Genomic DNA, 19,028 nt, shown 5'->3' with positions numbered 1-19,028 from the left:
AGTATGGAATATGACAACACAGGAAGTTGCCGATGACTTTGCTGCCATGTGCAAAGCAGGCCAAATGGTTGAAGCCGGCTTGAAATATTGGGCTGAAAATGTGCGCAGTATTGAAAATATGGAGGGTCCTTCCAGCATCGCTGAGGGGATTCCTGCCCTGCTTGCGAAAGGCGAGTGGTGGTATGGGGCCCATGAGGTCCATCGTGTGGAGACCCATGGACCTTACGTAAATGGCAATCAATTTGCCCTGCGATTTGTCATGGACATCACGAACAAAGAAAGTGGCGAGCGCGTCGCAATGGATGAAGTCGCCTTATATACCGTTTCTAACGGCAAAATCAGCGAAGAGCGTTTCTTTTATTAAACCAAGGAGTTAAACGGTCCATCGCCTCTTCGATTTGGGGCGTAGAAACCGCGAAACTGAACCGTAGATGCGTGTGGCCGGCGACCGGATCAAAATCGACGCCCGGTGCAATGGCCACGCCTGTATCCGCCAACATCTGATGGGCAAACCCCATACTGTCGCCAGTCAAATGGCTGACGTCGGCATAAATGTAGAAGGCCCCATCCGGCGGGGCAATGCGCGTGACTCCCATTGCTGGGAGGGCCTGCAAAATAATCTCGCGATTGGCGCGATAGGTAGCGACATTGGCTTCCAGCTCGTCAATGCAATCCATCGCCGCCAGTCCTGCATGTTGGGCCAAGGAGGGAGCGGTCAAGAACAGATTGCCCATCCGGGCGCGGGCGGCGTCAACCAGATCATCGGAAGCCACCAACCAGCCTAATCGCCAGCCAGCCATCGAGAAATATTTGGAGAAGGAATTGACCACCAAGGCATTGGGCGCGAATTCCAGCATTGAGTGGGTTGGCCCCACATAGCTTAGCCCATGATAGATTTCGTCGGAAATGATGCGGATATTGCGCCGGGCACAGACCTCAGCAATCGCTTGAAGTTCTTCTGCGGGAATAATGGTGCCGGTTGGATTGGCGGGACTGGCCAAGATTAATCCTTTGGGGGCTGGCTCCAAAGCCTCTATTTGCGCCGCTGAAATCTGAAACCGTGTCGCCTCACCACACACAATCTCCAACGGTGTCAGATGCAGCGCTTTAACCGTATTGCGATAGGCGACGTAGCCAGGGCTTGCAAAAGCAATTGCATCCCCAGGCGCAAATGCCGAGCTCAACGCCATCACTAGGGCAGGCGAGGCCCCGCAGGTCAGCACGATCCGCTCTGGATCAATACGCACGCCATAAAGGTCTTGATAGCGGCCAGCTAAGGCCTCCTTCAAAGGGTTCGACTCCCAATAGCCCATACCATCTGTGTCTAAGATGTGATGGGCGGCGGCAATCGCCTTGGACGGGGCCCCAGTTGACGGTTGGCCAAACTCCATATGAATCACCTTCTCCCCACGTGCCTTCATGGCGTGGGCAAGGCGGCTGATGGAAATGGCGCGAAACGGCTCGATCAAGGCAGTCATGTTACTGGCATAAACGGCTTGGGGGGTGGGTGTCGAGCCCTGCGCCGGGCCATAGAAAGTGGACTACGAAAGCCCTTACTTGTAAAAATAGATTTTCTGATCGTTGTCTTGCCTACTTTCTGGCATTAGACTTTCTCTATGAACACTGCCTATCCCCCCTTGAATGCATTGCGCGCCTTTGAAGCGGCCGCGCGGCGCTTATCTTTCACCAAAGCGGCTGAAGACCTGGACGTAACGCCGGGGGCGATCAGCCAGCAGGTTAAAATTCTTGAGGATTTCGTTGGCCAACCCTTGTTTCGGCGCTTAGGGCGGGCCGTTGAACTCACAGATTCTGCACGCGCCTCTATGCCCTTATTGCGTGAAGCCTTTGAACGCATCGATGATGCTGTGCGACAAATGCGCTTGCCCTTGCGGCGGGAACGCGTGTCGGTATCTGCGGCCCCTTCGTTTGCCTCCAAATGGCTGGTGCCGCGCATCGACAGATTCCAAGCCGCCAATCCAGAGGTTCAGGTCTGGGTCGCAGCCGACATGAACCTCGTCGACTTTGCTTATGCCGATGTTGATCTAGCAGTGCGCTATGGCCCAGGCTTTTACGAGGGCGTCACCTCAGAAATGCTCATGAGCGAAGAAGTTCTGCCTGTGTGCAGTCCCGCCCTTTTGGAAGGTGCCAAACCCTTACGCACGCCGCAAGATTTGGTCGGCCACACACTGCTTCATGATGTCAGCCCCGATAATGATCCTTCCTGTCCAGATTGGTCCATGTGGTTGACCGCGCGCGGCGTACAGCGCGCCGATGGCAATCAGGGCTTGCGCTTTAACCAGTCAGCCATGGTGATTGATGCGGCCGCGTCTGGTCGAGGGGTCGCTTTGGCAAAACGCGCGATTGCCGCGGCCGACCTGCAGTCTGGGCGTCTGGTCGCGCCTTTTTCCGGCGAAGGCGATAAAGTCGGCTTTGCCTATTGGCTCGTGCGCCCCAAGGGCCGCACCATGACTCCTGCCCTCAAGGCCTTCCTCGACTGGATCAAATCGGAAGCAACTGGCGATGACTGGGTGATTTAGTGATTGAGGCTTTGCGTCTGCCCGCAGTCTAGTCTATCTGCGCGGCCATGACAGATAATCGCCTTGAAAGCCGCAATACGGCTGCCACCTGCCAAACCATGGCAGACGTGCGCTATGAGATTGACCGCTTGGACCGAATGCTGGTGGCGCTGATTGCTGAGCGGCAGAGCTTTATGGATGCAGCCGCCCGGATCAAGGGCCATCGCGGCCTTGTGCGCGACGAAGCCCGAATTGCTGATGTGATCGCAAAAGTCGCCGTTAGCGCTGAAAAGCACGGCTTGTCCATGTCCATCGCCGACCCAGTCTGGCGTACCATGATGGACCGCTGTATCGCCTATGAATTCAAAGCTTTTGACGCTTTATCGGCTAAATCACCATCCTCGAAAGAGGACTAACGCAACGAAGCCAAAGCATAGTGATGCTCGATCACGGCAATCTCGCCGATAACTGCTTGCATCTCGGTTGTAATGGCTTCGTAAAAGGCGCGTTTATCATCCCGGCTTAGCGGGCGGGACTTGCTGGCCTCTTCGGCTCGGCCACATAATTCGGCCAATTGCCACGCACCAATTCCCCGTGCCGAGCCCTTTACGGTGTGGGCCGCATTACCCCAGTCTTGGGTTTCCGTGCTGGGTTGCAACAGCTTACTCCACAGCTCAATCTGTTCGCGAAAAAGACCCAAGACTTCCAGGGCGAGTTCGTGATCGCCGCCAGTCATGCGCTCCAAATGGGCTCTGTCCACCACGGGGCCCTGCAAATGAAGAGGTGTGCTTACATCCATCCCTTCCTCATACTGGTTCAAGGTTAAAGTGGCATTTACAGGCCGTCATCACCAAGGCGTGATGTTTCTGAAGAACTTATTCATGCTGGTTTCAGGGAGTTGCAGGCAAAGTTGCGATCAGGGACATCTGAATCAAGGAGAGTTTTCTATGCGTCTGCTTCTCACCAGCGCCCTTGTGTTAGCCGGTCTGGCCTTCACAGCCCCTGCACAGGCGCAAAGCATTTCCGTCCATGTGGGCTCGCCCGGACCCGTCTATGTCGACCGCCGTGGTTCCGATTATTGGGGGCCGTATGGGCAATGGCACAGCTGGAACCCCCGCTGGGGCAATCCCGCCATCTATGCCAACCGCTGGGGCTTTGATGAATATCACCCAAGCCGCGGCTGGCGTCGCGACAAGCAATGGTACAATCATCCCTCGGCGTGGTCGGGTTGGGGTGGCTGGAACTGGTCCTTTGAAGTACGCGGCGGGGATGATTTTGACCGTGGCCGTGGTTGGGATCGCCACGATCGCCATCGTGACCGCTTTGAAGACCGCTATGGCTACCACGCCCCTGTTGTACGGTGTTATCGTCAGAAAAGCCATGATTGGATCCGTGGCCGTAAAGCGCTCGTCAGCTATGTGCTCTGCACAGACCGTCGCGGTCGTACCTATGAAGAGGCAGGGTCTCGCAGGATCGAGGCCTGGATTTGGTAATTGACCCCCAGTTGCCCGGCAAAAAGCACACGCCGTGCAAACAAAAGCGGCGCAGGGCTTGAACCCTGCGCCCATTTGGGCCATACGCCCTTTCACTTGTTTCTTGCGCCCGAAAAGGGCGGCTGGCATAAACCAAACGCCAGCGGCATCCGCCCAGAAGGACATGCCGGTCGGGTGATTAGCTCAGTTGGTAGAGCAGCTGACTCTTAATCAGCGGGTCGCAGGTTCGAACCCTGCATCACCCACCAAATTTTCTCAATTAATACATATATTTGATTAAAACGACCCTCATAAAAAAGCGCCGATAATTTCAATTTGGGGCACAATTGGGGCACAGAAGTCGTCAGGTACGATCTACTCAGCTTCTCGCAATAAGTTTACATAGCTACTGAGGAAAAAATTTTTCTAGCTTGGACTAGCAAATGACCTCGATTGACGTTCGTTGTCGGCTCCCTTTACAGTGCGGCCAAAAGGGTGCGCGAAAGTCACAGGGCCTTAGGATGACTTTGAAAAACCAACTAGGCCTAATGCATGAAGGTTAGGTCACAAACTACATAAACAAGGCAAGAAACGACAACAGCGCTGCACGCTAGGCCTTCTTTGCGCTAAGCAAAGCCTTGCGCCGGCCGAGCGTACAGCTTTAAAGACGGACCCTTATTAATTGGGCTTCGACGGGGTCCACTGCTAAACGGCACTTTGGTACAGAACAGACACCTGCTCCTCCTCCCGCCAAGGTTACGCGAGGGGCCACATCTTGGTGCCTCGACATTAGCCAGCCATAACCCCAGTATACGGCTATGAATCAGAAGCCCCTAAAGACTGAATTGCACCATTGGTGGCCGCGAACCCTCGCCGACCATTGGGCGGCAGCTGATGGCATGGTCTCAGTAATCCGCCCGAATGGAGTCGTGCGCCGTGCACCACCAGGCGCGTACGGGGCGATAACTAATGCCCATCATATAAAGGTTGGCGGACCATGGAATTCGACCTTCGAACCGATATTCAACGAGCCCGACAGTGAAATGGCTGCGTTCGTGCAGTGGCTAGGAACGATTGAGGCGTCGCTAGCCTCAGCCGATCAGCCTTTGGTTGAACGGATCCTGCCTCAGGTGCTCCCAGAGGAACAGGAAGCGCAAATCGCCCGTGTAACTGCGTCGCTGCTTGCCCGCAGCCCATACATTCGCGAGTCTATCAGACAAAAAACCGAGCGTTACCGGGGCGGCTCCGGACTAGCCGCCAACACCGATGATAAGACGCTAATCGCCGCGAACCAGCGCGGGCTGTACGACGCTTATCGCATGCGGATGATGCGAGGTCGGTGGGCGATTCTGTTTAGCGAAGTGAAGGAGTTCATCACGGGGGACGGCTTTTTGAACAATTTTCCCGCCTCGCGAGACGTTCTCAACTCTGGACTCAAGTTGGTGCTACCAATCCTACCCACCGCTACGATAGTTTATATGTCGCCCATGCAATATCCGACTGAGCCAAGTCTCGTCACGCTGCGCCTCGATGCTAAAGAAGTCGCGCGGTTGAATGAGATTACGCAGGTCTATGCCAGGGACTTTCTATTTTTTCGCGACGAAGAGCCAAAACTGAGTGAAGCCTTTATATGCGGTGAGCATTGTCAGTTTCAATATCATCGCCATCACTGGCTTGATCCGTTACTAGACGATCTGTCACAATACTATCGTTGGGGAAAGGATGGCACCGCGGGCATCTTAAGCCGGCGATTGTATAGCAAATATCTCGAAGGTAATGGCTGGCTCGACTCTTTCGTCGACCGAGACGTCTAACCGTAGGACTGACCCTACAGGCGCTTTTCACCAGCCCTAAAAGCCAGTACTCCAGCCCCTTAAAATCCAGCTAATTATTTGGAGAATCCTTTCGCTTATGAACGGCAGCTTTCAACGTCCGCGCGATCATAAGCAGAGCATCCGCAATCGGCCATTTGCTGTCATCGTTGGCGCCGTATTCGCCGTTCAAGGATGACCGGTTTCAGCGAAACCGGTCATTCCGGTGCACGGTGGCGACTGGCGGTTCTTTCAATTCTTTTTGGGGGTCTTGCTAGATTTGCTGGGCTTAAGGGAGGGTGTATTTCCTGGTGTGGTCTTGTTATCACGGCGGCGCTGATCCGGTTTCCCTGTTGATTCTGCTATCGGCTTGGGTCCTGGTTTAAGTGCCATAGGTGCTCTCCTTTTTGGGTGTAAAAACCAATCCTGCGGGCAACTTCTGCAGAGGCTTTAGGACAACGCGTCTTTAGGTATTAATCTGCACGAGCTTAGACTGAAGTCAAGGCTGAGTGTTCCAGCCATTGATAATGTCCCACGACAGTTGGCAGGTGGGTCTGAAGGCTTTTTGCTTTACTGTGCTTATGAACGGCGGTGCGAGCGATCGCGGCATGGATTCTCGGGAGGTGGAAATCGGCCGTAAGAAGCACCATATCTGCGGTAGGCCGCGACAAATGCCGCCGAAGATCGAAAGAGGCCACCTCAGTTGCAACGTTGCATCTACTGCAAAGAGATCATGCTAGCAGAGGGCGAAGCGGGCGATGCCTGACTTCGCCCGTCGCGCGAGCATGTGATCCCGTCTGCGCTTGGCGGACCGGATGCGCTGTGCACGTTCGACGTCTGCTCGGGATGCAACAGCAACCTCGGGAAGACGACCGACGGCGAGATCATGCGCGAGGACATCGTGACGATCGTGCGCCAGAAGTTCGGCATGCCCGGTTACAGCGGCAAGATCCCAGAACTTGTGCTGCCCGCGTCATCGATGCAGACCGGAACCGCGTTCGAGATGCGGATACCGCATGTCGGCGACATCATCTACCACGCGCCCCCGCAGGTGACATCAAGTATGGATGACGACGGTAACGAACGCTTCAGTGTTCGCGGCACCCGCAAGCAGGTCGAGGCCATCGTCCGCAGCAAGCAGGCGAAGGCGAAGCGTCAAGGCCGACGCATGCTGAACCCTGACGGCAGCGCCCTGACCTCCATTGAGGACAGTATCGCTGCGGCCGTCCCCGAGGATACCACCGAATTCAAGGCTCGGTTCACTTACAACGAGATCCCGGTTTGGCGGGGACTGATAAAGATCGCGTTCAATTTCGCCCACGTCATACTCGGCGACCAGTGGACGTTTAGTCAGCAGGCCGAACCCCTTCGCAACGCCGCCCTCGGGCGCAGTGACAATGAATCGGTCGCCGCACTGGTTAGCGGCATCAGGATCGAGATCCGCGACCTGCTGCTGCGCGATGAGAGGGACAAACCGACGCGACACCTCATCGCGATTATGCCAGGCGAGCAGAGCCGGATCATCGTATCGCTTGCTGGGGAGGAGCTGCTCACGGTGGCGGTGCGCATCGACGTAACGACCCGTCAGCTCGAGGACGGTCTCATGGCTTCGAACCGCATGATGGTTTCCACCCTGCCGAAGGGCGGGAACCCGACATGGGGGAGCCTCGCGGACTTCGCCGCGAGGCTGGTCGCTGACGACTATCATGCCGTCCACGGGTCCGAAGGCCAGCCATGATGCAGCTGCCGCTAAGCCTTCAGACGGTCGAGGCCCTAGTGCAGGTGATCTCTGGCGCACCGAGAAACAGTCTCGAACCATCACCCGGAATCTGCCACGTGGAGGCGAAGCTGGAGCCGTTCATGCACGCCTGCGGCGTCAGCATTACGGTTGCATCGCTGTGCGGCTTCCCGACGCTTACTGCCATGATTGAGAGCATGACTGAATGACTTCTTTTCGACTCTAGCAAACTGAAAGCCGCCGGTCCGCTACCGGCCAGCTATTGCCAATTCTTCTAAAACTCAGCCGGTATTAGTCAGGCCAATAACTGCCTTCCAACAATTGAGCGATCTTGAGCCATTGCGGATTGTGATATCCCCAATACGCTATCAAAATCTGCCTGCTAATGGACATGCGCCTCTGCGGTCAGCATAACCTGTGTCAGCAGATGCTTCGCAAGGAATTCAGAAAATATGGGCCACATTATTATGCCAGCGTTTTCCTTTCGAGCGGCGCTAAGCGAAGACGTAGGCACACGGTCTGGTTTTGCACTTACCGAATTCGATTTGCTGAGCCATCTCGACCGGGAAAGTGACATCGCCAAACAATTGAGTTGCGAAGGGGTACTTAGGTTGTCCTCGGAGATCTATGCAGACACCGTTGGAGACCTTCTTTTTACGCTCGGTGCCGCGAAAATCAAAGGTATGCCGACCCTAGGAATTCGCTTTATGAGTACAATCGGCGACGATTGGCAGGATCTGCTTACGATTGAGGAGTTGCTCCGCATCGAGGCTGTCGCAAATGAATATTTAAGGCGGCGTAACCGTGAATCCGGGGCTCAGAACGAGGTTTATATTGAGCTGAGGACACTACTTGGCAGCAAGCGGCTTCACTTGTGGGAGGCACTGCAAGAGGCGATGGCACTTGAATTGGCTCACTCGCCCTTTTACACGCGCAAAATCGACAACGCGGATGCAGTAGCGCTGTCAGAGCTGTTTAAAAGTGAGAAGCTTCCAAGCGAGGATAGTCGTTTTTTTGACCAACGATTTATCAATTATTTGGCGGCGCATCCAGACAAGATAGATAGAATGCACTGGCGCCAGTTCGAGGGAATGACAGCCGAGTGGTTCCAGCGTCAGGGCTATAGCGTCGAGCTTGGGCCTGGCCGCAATGATGGTGGGATAGACATACGTTTATGGAATCCAAGCATTCCAGTTGGAGGGCCGCCGACCATTATAGTACAATGCAAGCGTCAAAAGGGAAAGATTTCAAAGGTAGTAGTAAAGGCGCTGTACGCCGACCATTTGCACGAAAAGTCTCAAGCTGGCTTGGTCGTGACCACAAGCGACCTAACGCCGGGCGCTGCAAAAGACGTTGCAGCGAGAGCCTATCCGATAACCACTGCAAACCGTCAGGAAGTGCGACGATGGATCGAAGCAATGCGCATCCCAAATGCGGGCATCGTCCTCAATTTCGACATTCCGGCACCTGCAAAATGACCACTTCCCGACCATTGATCCATCTTGGTTGGGAGAAGTAGCGAACGAACACTGAGTAGACATCGACCTAGTAAATGGGACGTGTATCTTTCGACGACACTATTGCTGTTAATATCTCTGACTGAAGGACTGATATAGGCCAACTATTGCCGAAATCGGCCGTTCATGAGTGCACAAAAGTCCAAAGAGTTTTGTGTTTCTAACCCTGCTCCGAACGCCAACCAGAAACGCGGTTTAGCTCAACCCTTGGCAAACTCGTTTTGAAATCGCGGTCAATCAGCGGACGTTCTAATTGCGCTACACACTCGGCCGCTTTAGGGCCGACATCGGTCAATTGAACCTAGTAATTGGCGAAGGGTGTTTACAAAGCTGAAAAACCAAGAAACTCTACTTCTAGCTTAGCGAAAGAGTTTCAACTCAGGCCAATTGACCCGGAAAATGCACGCCAACAGCCCAGAGATTTTACAGCGCGACAGAGTAATCGATCTTGAAGAGCTTCTTCGAGAGCTTCTCGAGCTTACCGACAAACAATCTTTCAAAGACGCCATAGGAACAGATACCTGGAGCGCTTGGTCATCTGCTACTGCGGATTATGCCAGAAAGGAGAAGTGGACCGGTCTTCTTGCACTAATCACCGCAGGTCTATTGATCATGCTTGGATCGGCGTTCTTAAACGGGATTGTCGCTCCGAGTTTTATTTATTGGAGCGTATGCATAGGATTTGTCCCTTGGGTCTTTGTCCGCAGCTCTCCGGAGGAACCACTAAGATTCCAGCATGCAGAAGCTGATGTAAGCGACCCAGCCGATGAACTTGATTTGCACCGCCAGCGAGCTTCAAGACTCATTAGGATTCTGGACGCAATTAAGTCGACCAGCACGAAATTCTACGCGTCGCGAAACTCCCCCAGAGGGACGACAAAACAAGAGTTTGACGGCAGATATTTCCAAACCAAAGGCGCAATTTTTTTGGCGCTCGGAATTGAAGGCGAGGCCATCCGCAAAGAATTTGCCATATGGCACACGTTCCATAAAAGAATCGAAATCGACCTAGCCAGTGCTCCAGATCTCCACGCCGAGTTTTTAGTGCATCGACTTTGCAGTTTGAAGCTTCGCAGGCGGGAGCTTTCACCAGATGACATAGACGTTCTTGATCGCTTTTTTCAGAAGCCAAAATTTATCAACAAGGTCACATCAAGTGCATTGCATACGCTTCGGATTGCACTCAATTTGAGACCTAAGTTTGCCAAACAAGAAGCGCTCATTCAGGCAATATCTGATCAGCTGAAAGCGGAAAATGCTGCCTTGGATCAATCCCAATGGAGAAGCATCAGCAAAGCCTATGTGCGCACGGTCATTGAAGACGGAACAGCCAATAATAAAGAGCCCTTCATTGAACAATTGAGACTTGCAAAAGCCAAGCTAACTGATTGAATCAAATAGGATAGCAATTTCTAGCACAAGAAAAAATTGAGTAGCGCGGCTTTTGCTTGCCAATTTTCGCCCCGTCGAATCAACTCCAAGAGGCTGATCGAAGGAGGATTGTGCATGAAACTTCTTAATACCAAAGCGGTGATGGAACTCACCAGTATACGTTGCCGCAGCAGCTTGTGGCGTGCAGTTAAATCTGGAAAATTTCCAGCTCCAAAGAGACTGGGGGCAAATCGCAATTGTTGGGAATTGGCAGAAATTGAAGCCTGGGCAGACGCGTTACCGCGTCGTGATTATGCTCCCAAAGGCCGAAAGCCACCCGCAGCGCGCGCATCCGCGCCCCAACTTAATCCAAAGCCTTGGGGGCAAGCGCAATGACCGAAGTAATGGAGTCTTCGTCTCACTATTATCCTGAAGTGATTAGAGTCCAGTACCAGACACCCTTCAATTTTGTTGCCGGGCTCCTTTACTCGACCGCGCGGGTCGAGATGACATCTCGCCGCTTGTGGACCCTGATTGACGAGACTGTTGCACGCAACTCGCGCTGGTACAGGCCAAAGCCAACCCGGCTTTTCCTACTCGAGTTCTCTCCGGCCCGACAGACTTTATACTTTCGGCTTGAAGCTCTGAACGCGACCCACCTCGCTTGTCGCCCGACACGATCTGTCCCTAAGCGTCTTGAAGTCGCGGGAAACAAGATCGCCAACCGCCTTGGATTCCATGGCGATCCAGCCTTGGGAGTTTTTGATGTTTAGGTCCGTGCAAACTCGACGAAAAACTCGTCCCTCTGGACGCTACATCAACAAAAAGCGCTTTATCACTACACCAAATGATGAAGCGATAGTTTTCATTATTCTTCTACACCCCACGCACGAAAATGTGCCAAATAACCAGATGATGATCTGTATACTATGGGTATACAAAAATTGCGCTGAGGCCAAGAGAGCCGCAAATGCAGCGTTTCTGAAGAGCACGGATAGTATACAGGGGATGACGCCATGAGTGCGCGGCGTCATCTCGCAAGTATCAGGCTCACCGGTGATCAAAGTAGGTTGGTCAATGAGTTCGCTAACGGACTTGGGGTGCCTGTCTACCAAGCCCGCATTCGTATCTTTGAGCGCGGCCTAGGTGCCATCTTCGGAAATGAGAAAGACCAAACCCTCGACGAGTTGGCGCTTTGCTTGACCGAAACATTGGCTCGTCTCGAGCGCCTAGAGCGCATCTGCGACCGCACTTTATACACTGCGGCTAGCGCTTACACCTTTGCCGCCCACGCTGCCCATAAGGGCGGCACAAACCCAACCCAATTGAACGAGACCCTGAGCCAAGCGTCGATGGATGCCTATCGCCGCCAGCTTGAGGCTGCGAGGTCACAAAAATGAAACAGCGTCATGAAAGCTTGCGACGCGGTCAAGGCCTCGTCTCACTCTATTGGTCGGCCCTAATTGCACGCGGGCGAACTTATCTCTCTGTCATCCTGATCTCGTCGGCTTGCTTGGCCGCTGCCCTGCCCGCTCTCATATTAGACCAGCAAGAGAGGCAACACCTCAAAGCCTTTACGGAGGCAGAGGCTAGGTTACTGTTTACTGAGGGCCAGTCTCTCAAGCCTTACATGACCGTCGAGTTTTTGGGTCGCCCTCTGAAGATGCGCGCGGACCGCGTCCAGCGGCATCCCCTGTATCGAGGAGCATACCTCAAAGCCAAAGATTGGGCCATCGCGGGGGCGCTACTGGGCATTCTTCTGGGTGCAGGACTTTGCGTGGTCTTGTTTCGCATTTTTGAGGATCAGGGAGAGGTCGCCGGACAAGATGACCTTTTGCGGGGAGCCCTCCTTACCACACCCAAGGGGCTTCAAAAATTGCTGAAGAGCCAGTTAGCAAATGGTTCGTTCAGCTTTGCAGGGATTAGCCTTCCGAACGATTTTGCTAATCGCCATGTCGCCATTGCGGCAGCAAGCGGCGCTGGCAAGACAACAGCGCTCAGAGAGCTTCTGGATCAAGCTGACGCAAAGGGCCAACCAGCAATTATATTTGATACCAGCGGTGAGTTTACGGCCCAATACTATAGGCCCGAGCGTGGCGACGTAATTTTGAATCCCTTCGATGCGAGAGGCTGCTTCTGGGATTTGATGGGTGAAGCCAAAAGCCATCCAGCCGACGCTGACCACATAGCCCAAAAGCTAATTCCCGACGGCCATGAGCGAGACGAAAGCGTCTGGGTAGAGAGCGCACAGAATCTGGTCGCCAACATTATTCGTAAGCTAGTTGCGGAGGAAAGAACGACACTTGCTGACCTCATTCAGGCGCTACGGTCGACCTCAAGCGACGATTTGGCCGCTTGGCTCGCAGATACCTCATCGGCAAGAATTTTTGCCCAAGGTGCCGACAGAGCGACCGCTTCGGTTCTATTTTCATTGACGAAAGCCATCGAGACGCTTCAATTTTTGAAGCACGAGGACAGTAACGCAACGCCCTTTACCTTCAGTGGCTACTTCGACCGGTTGGACCATATACAGGGTCCCAAGCCCTTTTTGTTCATGCCACGACGGGAAAAATACTTTGAGGCGATGAAGCCACTTTTGGCTTGCTGGCTCGAATTGGCCTCTGTCGGGATTATGAGCCTAGAGCCGAATGAGCATCGGAAAATCTGGATGTTTCTGGATGAACTGCCTGATATACCTAAAGTTGTTAATTTGCAGCGACTTCTACCTCAAGGTCGCAAATTTGGCGCTTGCACGGTCATTACCTTCCAAGCCATCGGCCAGATGCGTCTGCGTTACACTGCAGACGGTGCGGAGGCGTTGCTTGGCAATTGCGGAACGAAGCTGATCCTGCAGTGCGGAGACGCCGATACTCGCAAGTGGGCAAGTCAGATGGTGGGCGAGGTAGAAGCGGAGCTTCGCAGCGATTCTGAAAATCTCGACTTCGAAAACGGTAAAGGCCGAACGACGGTCGGCAAGCAGAGGCAGATTAGACCGGCAATCTTGGAGAGCGAGTTTAAGCTCGAAAAGCATACCGGCTACCTACTCCTCCCAGATGGATTCCCAGTGACCAAGGTCCGGCTATCCAACAAGCACATCATCGCCAGAGGCCCTGCCCGCCAGCCGGGGTTCATTCAAGGGGATATCACTGCCACGCTTTATGGCCGCAAAAGCACGCCCCCAGAGAGCAACATCGACTTCAGCGCGGGGCCTGTATAGCCATGGTCGCCACGATCTCACGTCTTTCAAGTGCGGCAGGAGCGGCTACTTACTATAGCGCGGCAGGCGAATATTATGCCGAAGGAGGTCTTGCCCCCAGCCAGTGGCTTGGCAAAGGGGCAGAAGCCTTAGGTCTATCTGGTGATGTTTCGCCGGAAATCTTCAAGGCCGCTCTAGAAGGCAACTTGCCTGACGGCACAGTCTTGGGCACGATCCGCAATGGAGAGCGCGAGCATGCCCCCGGCTGGGACATCACATTCAGTGCGCCTAAGTCTGTCTCAACGATTGCTTTAGTGTGTGGTGATGAGAGGCTAGTCACCGCCCATGATGCTGCCGTCAAATCGACGCTGGAGTTTGCTGAGGCCCATGTCGCTATGACGCGGATACGCGATGGCGAAAAGGTCGACGAAGTCAATCTTGGTAATCTACTGGTCGCAACTTTTCGCCACGAGACTAGCCGTGGTGACGATCCGACATTACACACACATTCGATTATTCTGAACGCCGTACGCGACGCCGACGGAAAATGGCGGTCACTTGAAAGCCGAGAACTTTTCAAGCTCCAAAAGACCTTAGGCGAAGTCTATCGGCAGAACCTTGCATTTAACGCCCTCAACCTTGGCTACAAAATCGAGATGGGTAAGGACTCGATGTTCGAGATCGTAGGTGTGCCGGAGAAAGTCTTGGAGACTTTCTCGACTAGGTCCGCACAGATCGAAGCCCGCTTGGCAGAACGTGGAACCGATAGAGCTCATGCTTCAGCGGCTGAAAAGCAAATCGCCGCCTTGGACACCAGAGAAGCGAAATCAAAGGCTGACAGAGGCAGCTTGATGGGTGAATGGCGTGAAACCGCCGATAGCCTAGGCTTTGATCAGGCACGCCGGATGCGCTTGGTTCAAAACGCCAAGGATCGGGCGGCAGAGCCTCACTTTGTGGACAGCCTAAATGGCATCGCTGAAATCCGCGCCTTTGAGGCAGTGAAGTTTGCCGCAGCCAAGCTCAGCGAACGGGAAGCCGTCATGACAGCGCCAAGCCTTGCCAAGGAAGCGGGTCGCTTTGTGTTGGGGCACGCTTCCCCGCTTCAGATTGGCAAGGCCATCGAGAAGGCCGTCAAAGAAGGTGATCTGGTTCCCAGACCCCACACAAATCAGCGTGGGCTGGAAACCCAAGGCTTTACCACCCCAGCCAACATCGAAGCAGAAAAACAAATCCTGGCCCTCGAGAAGGCTGGCCGTGGCGCTATTGAGCCCATGCTTTCAAAGGCCGAGGCCGCAAAGCTTGTAGCCAAAGCAATCCTTCAATCGGAAGACGGAGGCCATAAGTGGAATGCAGGGCAGAAACGCGCCACGCTCGACCTTCTGACCACGACGAACAGGGTCGCAGCGGTGCAAGGCTATGCAGGCACAGCTAAGACGACAACCGTCATGGCCACCCTTTCTGAGGCCGCTAAGTCCCAAGGCTTTGACGTTTGCGCCTTTGCACCCTCTGCAAGTGCGGCGCTCACCTTGGGCGATGCCTTAGGCACTAAAGGATGGACGCTCGAGCGGCATTTGCGAACCGAGGAAAAGAAGGTGCATCCAGAGCGAGGCGGCAAACAAGTCTGGCTTCTCGATGAAGCAAGTCTGGTCTCAGCCGTCGATATGGCCCGCCTATTGTCAGCTACGCAAAGAGCCGAGGCGCGCCTAATTTTAGTGGGCGACGTCAAACAACTTGGATCTATTGGCGCGGGTGCCGCATTTGCCCAGCTTCAAGGGGCTGGCATGCAGACTTCCGTGCTCGACAAGATCGTACGCCAGACGAACGCCAAAACTCTCGAGGCTGTTGAAAGCGCCATTGCAGGCCAAGCGGCCAAAACCATCAAGGCGCTTGAGACCGGAGGCGGCAAGCTGATTGAGTATGCCAGCACCCAAGATCGATATCAGCTCTTGGCCGAACGCTTTGCTGACTTGTCGCCTGCAGACCGCGCCAAGACCCTTGTCCTTGATCCATCCAAAGCAGGTCGAGAACAGCTGACTTCCGCCATACGGGGCGAGCTTCTGGCCCGAGGAGACCTTGGACGGGAGGTACTCGACTTCCCTGCCCTCGTCCCAAAGGACTTGACTAAGGCCGAGCGGGTTCAGGCCAGCAGCTATCAAAAGGGCGATATCCTGATCTTTGACAAATCCAAACCAGACCAGAAGATCTTGGCCCGAACTCCCTATGAGGTGACCGGCGTGGATAGCAAAGACGGCGTTGTGAGCGTGATCGGTGAGAACGGCACCCGATTGAAACTCGAACCTGCCTACTGGGGCCAAGCTGAAACCTTCACCCAAGCCCAAATGGATATGCGCACCGGCGACCGCGTCGCTTTCACCCGTAATGACCAAGAGAAAGACCGCGTGAATGGCGGAACCGGCACGATCACGTCAATCAACCGCGATTTAGGCCTCGCCACTCTCAGAGCCGATAATGGCACTGTTCATGAGCTAGAGCTTTCTAAGGCCCGCGATCAGCATTTGCGCTATGCTTGGGTCGATACCGTCTATGCCTCGCAAGGAAAGACCGCAGAGCGCGTCCTTATTCACGCCGAAAGCGGGCGTGCTAATCTTGTCGACCAAAAGGCGATGTATGTCGCGATTAGTCGGGCGAAGTCCGAGGCCGTGGTAGTGACCGATAGCCGTGAAAAGCTGGTGCGAGGACTTGGGGAGAGGACCGGCGAGAAGCTCAGCGCAATCGGATTAAGTCCCGAGTTTGCGGGGGTGAAGGAGGAAGAACGGTCGCTTGCTTTATGATATCTGGAAGTGACTAGGTCTTTACATTTTGTCCTAGATTAGGTGAGCAAGGGCTTGTCAGCGGGGAACTAGCGGGTCACTGGCTAGGGGCGGTCTCCATCGCGAAGGACGTAGTAATTTTTACGTGAATGCGGATCTAGTGCGCTTGTTCATTGAGGTCTCTGGTATGGCAAAGGGACCAAGGACCTGAACTTACAACATTTTCCATGACAACCCTATTTATTACGTCCCAAAATGTCGTAACCGCAATAGATAAGCCCCAAGGGAGCCTGTTCCAAAGGCAAGCGACCAAGTCACGTGGCCACGGCATTATGACTTTCCGCAAACATAAGGTAGAAAACCTGCAAGACTAGCACAGCGGAATCATGACGGAGTATTTGGGCAGGATGATGCTTTAGCTGCATACTGAATGCAAAGTAGGAATTGAGAGCGAATTGAGGATAGGTCGAACGGTGTTCAGCGGGAGGCGTGACACGGCAACCCCTAGCGGCTAATTTTGAAAACAATCTTGAGGTGCGGCGGAGGAATTCTGGCGTAACACCACCAACTCCATTTTATAGGGCACCATGAACGCGATCGAAATTGAAGAAGCGGTATCTGAGCTGGTCGAGCGTCCGTTCGATGCAGGCGAGTTTGCGTTCCAATTCCTCGAAGCGTTCGGTAACAAGGCCACCACGATCAAGCGGCTGCGCGATGGCACTAGCAATGGGTCGGACATCGGCGGCGTCCTCCAGCGTAACAACATCCATATCGCCGTGGCAGAGCCCGGTACTGTGACCGCGCGGCTGGAGGCGCTGCGCACAAGCCCCAGCACTGCCAAGGCCAAGGCGAAATTCATCCTTGCCACCGATGGCGAGACGCTGGAGGCCGAGGATATCGAGGCGGGCGAGACACTCGCCTGCGCCTACACCGACCTACCCAATCACTTCGGCTTCTTCCTGCAACTCGCAGGTATCACCACCGTCAAGCAAATTCGGGAAAACGCGTTCGATATGCGCGCCACCAGCCGGCTGAACCGGCTGTATGTCCAGCTGCTGCGTGAGAATCCTGATTGGGGTAAGACCGAGCGACGGGCCGACATGAACCATTTCATGGCTCAGCTGATCTTCTGCTTCTATGCAGAAGATACCGGCATCTTCCATCCAAGCTACCCGTTCACCGGCACCATCGAACAGATGAGCGACCGCGACAGCTCCAACACCCATGAGGTGATTGCCGAGCTGTTCCGCGCCATGAACACCCGCAAGGAACAACACGAGGCCGAAGGCATCCGCTCCTGGGCAAGGCCGTTTCCCTATGTGAATGGCGGGCTATTCGGCGGTACTCTTGCCGTTCCGAAATTCAGTAAGATTGCGCGTTCCTACTTAATGCATATCGGCAATCTCGACTGGACGCAGATCAACCCGGACATTTTCGGCTCTATGATCCAGGCTGTCGCCGATGAGGAAGAGCGCGGCGCGCTTGGCATGCACTACACCAGCCGCCCCAACATACTGAAGGTCCTTAATCCACTCTTCCTCGACAGCTTGCGCGAGCAGCTGGAGGAAGCTGGTGATAATCCGCGCAAGCTGCTCAATCTGCGAGGCCGCATGGCCCGCATCCGGGTGTTCGACCCCGCCTGCGGTAGCGGCAATTTCCTCGTGATTGCCTATAAGGAAATGCGGGAGATCGAAGCCGAGATTAACCGGCGGCGCAATGAAGCAGATCGCCCTTCCGCCATTCCACTCACCAATTTTCGCGGAATCGAGTTGCGGGACTTTCCTGCCGAGATCGCCCGCCTCGCTTTGATTATTGCAGAGTTCCAGTGCGACACTCTCTATCGTGGGCAGAAGCTGGCACTGGCTGAGTTTCTGCCGCTCAACAAGGATAACTGGATCACCTGTGGCAATGCGCTCCGGCTGGACTGGCTAAGCATCTGCCCGCCGACTGGAACCGGAGTAAAGCTAGTCGGAGATGACCTGTTTTCGACGCCGCTCGATCAGGCGCAGATCGATTTCGAGAACGAAGGTGGTGAAACATACATCTGCGGCAATCCGCCGTATCTCGGTTCGACTTGGCAGGACGATGAACAGAAGTCCGATTTACAGGCCATTTTCGAGTATCGCACAAAAAGCTGGAAGTCTCTCGACTATGTCGCTGGATGGTTCATGAGGGCTGCTGACTATGGCACTCGCACAATGGCAAGTGCGGCCTTCGTCACTACTAACTCAATCAATCAAGGTCAGATGGTCCCGATCCTCTGGCCTCTGATTTTTAAGACGGGACACGAAATTTCCTTTGCACATACTTCCTTTAAGTGGGCAAACCTTGCAAGCCACAACGCAGGGGTAACAGTCGCTGTGGTCGGAATATCAAAAGACATAGGAAAGTATCGAAAACTTTTTTCTATGGCGTACGATGGAACTACTACGCTAAAAGAGGCTGAGAATATAAATGCCTATTTGACAGCGGGAAATGATATAATTGTTGAAAAGTCTTCGAAGCCACTGAGTGATATTGCCATCATGAGTTTTGGCAACAAGCCGGTTGATGGCGGGCATTTGCTTTTGACGCGCAGTGAAGTGGATGCTCTTGGATTAGAGCGCTTCCCGTTTAATAAGCATCATAGCCACAGC

General features: G+C 54.1%; 16 protein-coding genes and 1 tRNA gene. 15 read left to right on the top strand and 2 right to left on the bottom strand.

What is annotated here, in order from left to right; genetic code table 11:
• The first annotated feature begins 10 nt into the window (after nucleotides 1-10).
• Nucleotides 11-364 (top strand): nuclear transport factor 2 family protein, encoded by a 354-nt coding sequence (locus tag B7364_RS14415; protein ID WP_085340740.1) that lies wholly within the window; start codon nucleotides 11-13, stop codon nucleotides 362-364.
• Here the strand turns inward: B7364_RS14415 and B7364_RS14410 are convergent.
• Nucleotides 339-1,478: a pyridoxal phosphate-dependent aminotransferase gene (locus B7364_RS14410; RefSeq protein WP_085340739.1), complete on the bottom strand. Its 1,140-nt coding sequence runs from the start codon at nucleotides 1,476-1,478 to the stop codon at nucleotides 339-341. The two genes, B7364_RS14415 and B7364_RS14410, sit on opposite strands and share 26 nt — an antisense overlap.
• Nucleotides 1,479-1,616: 138 nt before the next feature.
• On the opposite strand from B7364_RS14410, the gene gcvA reads away from it, so the two are divergent.
• Nucleotides 1,617-2,537 (top strand): transcriptional regulator GcvA, encoded by a 921-nt coding sequence (gene gcvA, locus B7364_RS14405; RefSeq protein WP_085340738.1) that lies wholly within the window; start codon nucleotides 1,617-1,619, stop codon nucleotides 2,535-2,537.
• 47 nt (nucleotides 2,538-2,584) lie between these two features.
• Nucleotides 2,585-2,932: a chorismate mutase gene (locus tag B7364_RS14400; RefSeq protein ID WP_085340737.1), complete on the top strand. Its 348-nt coding sequence runs from the start codon at nucleotides 2,585-2,587 to the stop codon at nucleotides 2,930-2,932.
• On the opposite strand, the gene B7364_RS14395 is transcribed toward B7364_RS14400, so the two are convergent.
• The gene (locus B7364_RS14395) at nucleotides 2,929-3,315 is read right to left on the bottom strand and encodes an Hpt domain-containing protein (RefSeq protein WP_085340736.1); all 387 of its coding nucleotides are present in this window, start codon (nucleotides 3,313-3,315) and stop codon (nucleotides 2,929-2,931) included. The genes B7364_RS14400 and B7364_RS14395 overlap by 4 nt on opposite strands.
• 148 nt (nucleotides 3,316-3,463) lie before the next feature.
• Between B7364_RS14395 and B7364_RS14390 the strand changes: the two genes are divergently transcribed.
• From B7364_RS14390 to B7364_RS14325, 12 genes are all read left to right on the top strand, one after another.
• Nucleotides 3,464-4,009, top strand: coding sequence for a hypothetical protein (locus B7364_RS14390; RefSeq protein WP_085340735.1), 546 nt, complete (start codon nucleotides 3,464-3,466; stop codon nucleotides 4,007-4,009).
• A gap of 172 nt (nucleotides 4,010-4,181) precedes the next feature.
• A tRNA-Lys gene (locus B7364_RS14385) sits at nucleotides 4,182-4,257 on the top strand.
• A gap of 549 nt (nucleotides 4,258-4,806) precedes the next feature.
• Nucleotides 4,807-5,802 (top strand): DUF4238 domain-containing protein, encoded by a 996-nt coding sequence (locus tag B7364_RS14380; protein ID WP_085340734.1) that lies wholly within the window; start codon nucleotides 4,807-4,809, stop codon nucleotides 5,800-5,802.
• 784 nt (nucleotides 5,803-6,586) lie between these two features.
• Nucleotides 6,587-7,537: a hypothetical protein gene (locus tag B7364_RS14375; protein WP_085340733.1), complete on the top strand. Its 951-nt coding sequence runs from the start codon at nucleotides 6,587-6,589 to the stop codon at nucleotides 7,535-7,537.
• A complete protein-coding gene (locus B7364_RS14370) occupies nucleotides 7,534-7,746 on the top strand; it encodes a hypothetical protein (protein WP_085340732.1) in 213 nt (70 codons plus the stop codon). Before B7364_RS14375 ends, B7364_RS14370 begins: the two co-directional genes overlap by 4 nt.
• Nucleotides 7,747-7,989: 243 nt before the next feature.
• A complete protein-coding gene (locus tag B7364_RS14365; protein ID WP_085340731.1) occupies nucleotides 7,990-9,015 on the top strand; it encodes a restriction endonuclease in 1,026 nt (341 codons plus the stop codon).
• 438 nt (nucleotides 9,016-9,453) lie between these two features.
• Nucleotides 9,454-10,446 (top strand): hypothetical protein, encoded by a 993-nt coding sequence (locus tag B7364_RS14360; RefSeq protein WP_085340730.1) that lies wholly within the window; start codon nucleotides 9,454-9,456, stop codon nucleotides 10,444-10,446.
• Nucleotides 10,447-10,560: 114 nt separating this feature from the next.
• The gene (locus B7364_RS14355; protein ID WP_085340729.1) at nucleotides 10,561-10,821 is read left to right on the top strand and encodes a helix-turn-helix transcriptional regulator; all 261 of its coding nucleotides are present in this window, start codon (nucleotides 10,561-10,563) and stop codon (nucleotides 10,819-10,821) included.
• A gap of 620 nt (nucleotides 10,822-11,441) precedes the next feature.
• On the top strand, nucleotides 11,442-11,825 hold the full coding sequence (locus tag B7364_RS14340; RefSeq protein WP_085340726.1) for a hypothetical protein: 384 nt from the start codon (nucleotides 11,442-11,444) through the stop codon (nucleotides 11,823-11,825).
• Nucleotides 11,822-13,642 (top strand): type IV secretion system DNA-binding domain-containing protein, encoded by a 1,821-nt coding sequence (locus tag B7364_RS14335; protein ID WP_085340725.1) that lies wholly within the window; start codon nucleotides 11,822-11,824, stop codon nucleotides 13,640-13,642. The genes B7364_RS14340 and B7364_RS14335 overlap by 4 nt, the downstream gene beginning before the upstream one ends.
• Before the next feature lie 2 nt (nucleotides 13,643-13,644).
• Nucleotides 13,645-16,413: a MobF family relaxase gene (mobF, locus tag B7364_RS14330; RefSeq protein WP_085340724.1), complete on the top strand. Its 2,769-nt coding sequence runs from the start codon at nucleotides 13,645-13,647 to the stop codon at nucleotides 16,411-16,413.
• Nucleotides 16,414-16,979: 566 nt separating this feature from the next.
• Nucleotides 16,980-19,028, top strand: a 2,049-nt coding sequence (locus B7364_RS14325; protein ID WP_106407654.1) for a class I SAM-dependent DNA methyltransferase, incomplete at its 3' end; no start/stop codon positions are given.

Origin of the sequence: Aquidulcibacter paucihalophilus, assembly GCF_002105465.1 — a bacterium.
Lineage (GTDB): Bacteria > Pseudomonadota > Alphaproteobacteria > Caulobacterales > Aquidulcibacteraceae > Aquidulcibacter > Aquidulcibacter paucihalophilus.
This window is presented reverse-complemented; position numbering and strand designations above follow the sequence as displayed.

Excerpts from the sequence above, each read along its gene's own strand:
- B7364_RS14415 (WP_085340740.1), top strand. The coding sequence starts at position 11 with ATGACAACACAGGAAGTTGCCGATGACTTTGCTGCCATGTGCAAAGCA.
- B7364_RS14410 (WP_085340739.1), bottom strand. The coding sequence starts at position 1,478 with ATGACTGCCTTGATCGAGCCGTTTCGCGCCATTTCCATCAGCCGCCTT.
- gcvA (WP_085340738.1), top strand. The coding sequence starts at position 1,617 with ATGAACACTGCCTATCCCCCCTTGAATGCATTGCGCGCCTTTGAAGCG.
- B7364_RS14400 (WP_085340737.1), top strand. The coding sequence starts at position 2,585 with ATGACAGATAATCGCCTTGAAAGCCGCAATACGGCTGCCACCTGCCAA.
- B7364_RS14395 (WP_085340736.1), bottom strand. The coding sequence starts at position 3,315 with ATGGATGTAAGCACACCTCTTCATTTGCAGGGCCCCGTGGTGGACAGA.
- B7364_RS14390 (WP_085340735.1), top strand. The coding sequence starts at position 3,464 with ATGCGTCTGCTTCTCACCAGCGCCCTTGTGTTAGCCGGTCTGGCCTTC.
- B7364_RS14380 (WP_085340734.1), top strand. The coding sequence starts at position 4,807 with ATGAATCAGAAGCCCCTAAAGACTGAATTGCACCATTGGTGGCCGCGA.
- B7364_RS14370 (WP_085340732.1), top strand. The coding sequence starts at position 7,534 with ATGATGCAGCTGCCGCTAAGCCTTCAGACGGTCGAGGCCCTAGTGCAG.
- B7364_RS14365 (WP_085340731.1), top strand. The coding sequence starts at position 7,990 with ATGGGCCACATTATTATGCCAGCGTTTTCCTTTCGAGCGGCGCTAAGC.
- B7364_RS14360 (WP_085340730.1), top strand. The coding sequence starts at position 9,454 with ATGCACGCCAACAGCCCAGAGATTTTACAGCGCGACAGAGTAATCGAT.
- B7364_RS14355 (WP_085340729.1), top strand. The coding sequence starts at position 10,561 with ATGAAACTTCTTAATACCAAAGCGGTGATGGAACTCACCAGTATACGT.
- B7364_RS14340 (WP_085340726.1), top strand. The coding sequence starts at position 11,442 with ATGAGTGCGCGGCGTCATCTCGCAAGTATCAGGCTCACCGGTGATCAA.
- B7364_RS14335 (WP_085340725.1), top strand. The coding sequence starts at position 11,822 with ATGAAACAGCGTCATGAAAGCTTGCGACGCGGTCAAGGCCTCGTCTCA.
- mobF (WP_085340724.1), top strand. The coding sequence starts at position 13,645 with ATGGTCGCCACGATCTCACGTCTTTCAAGTGCGGCAGGAGCGGCTACT.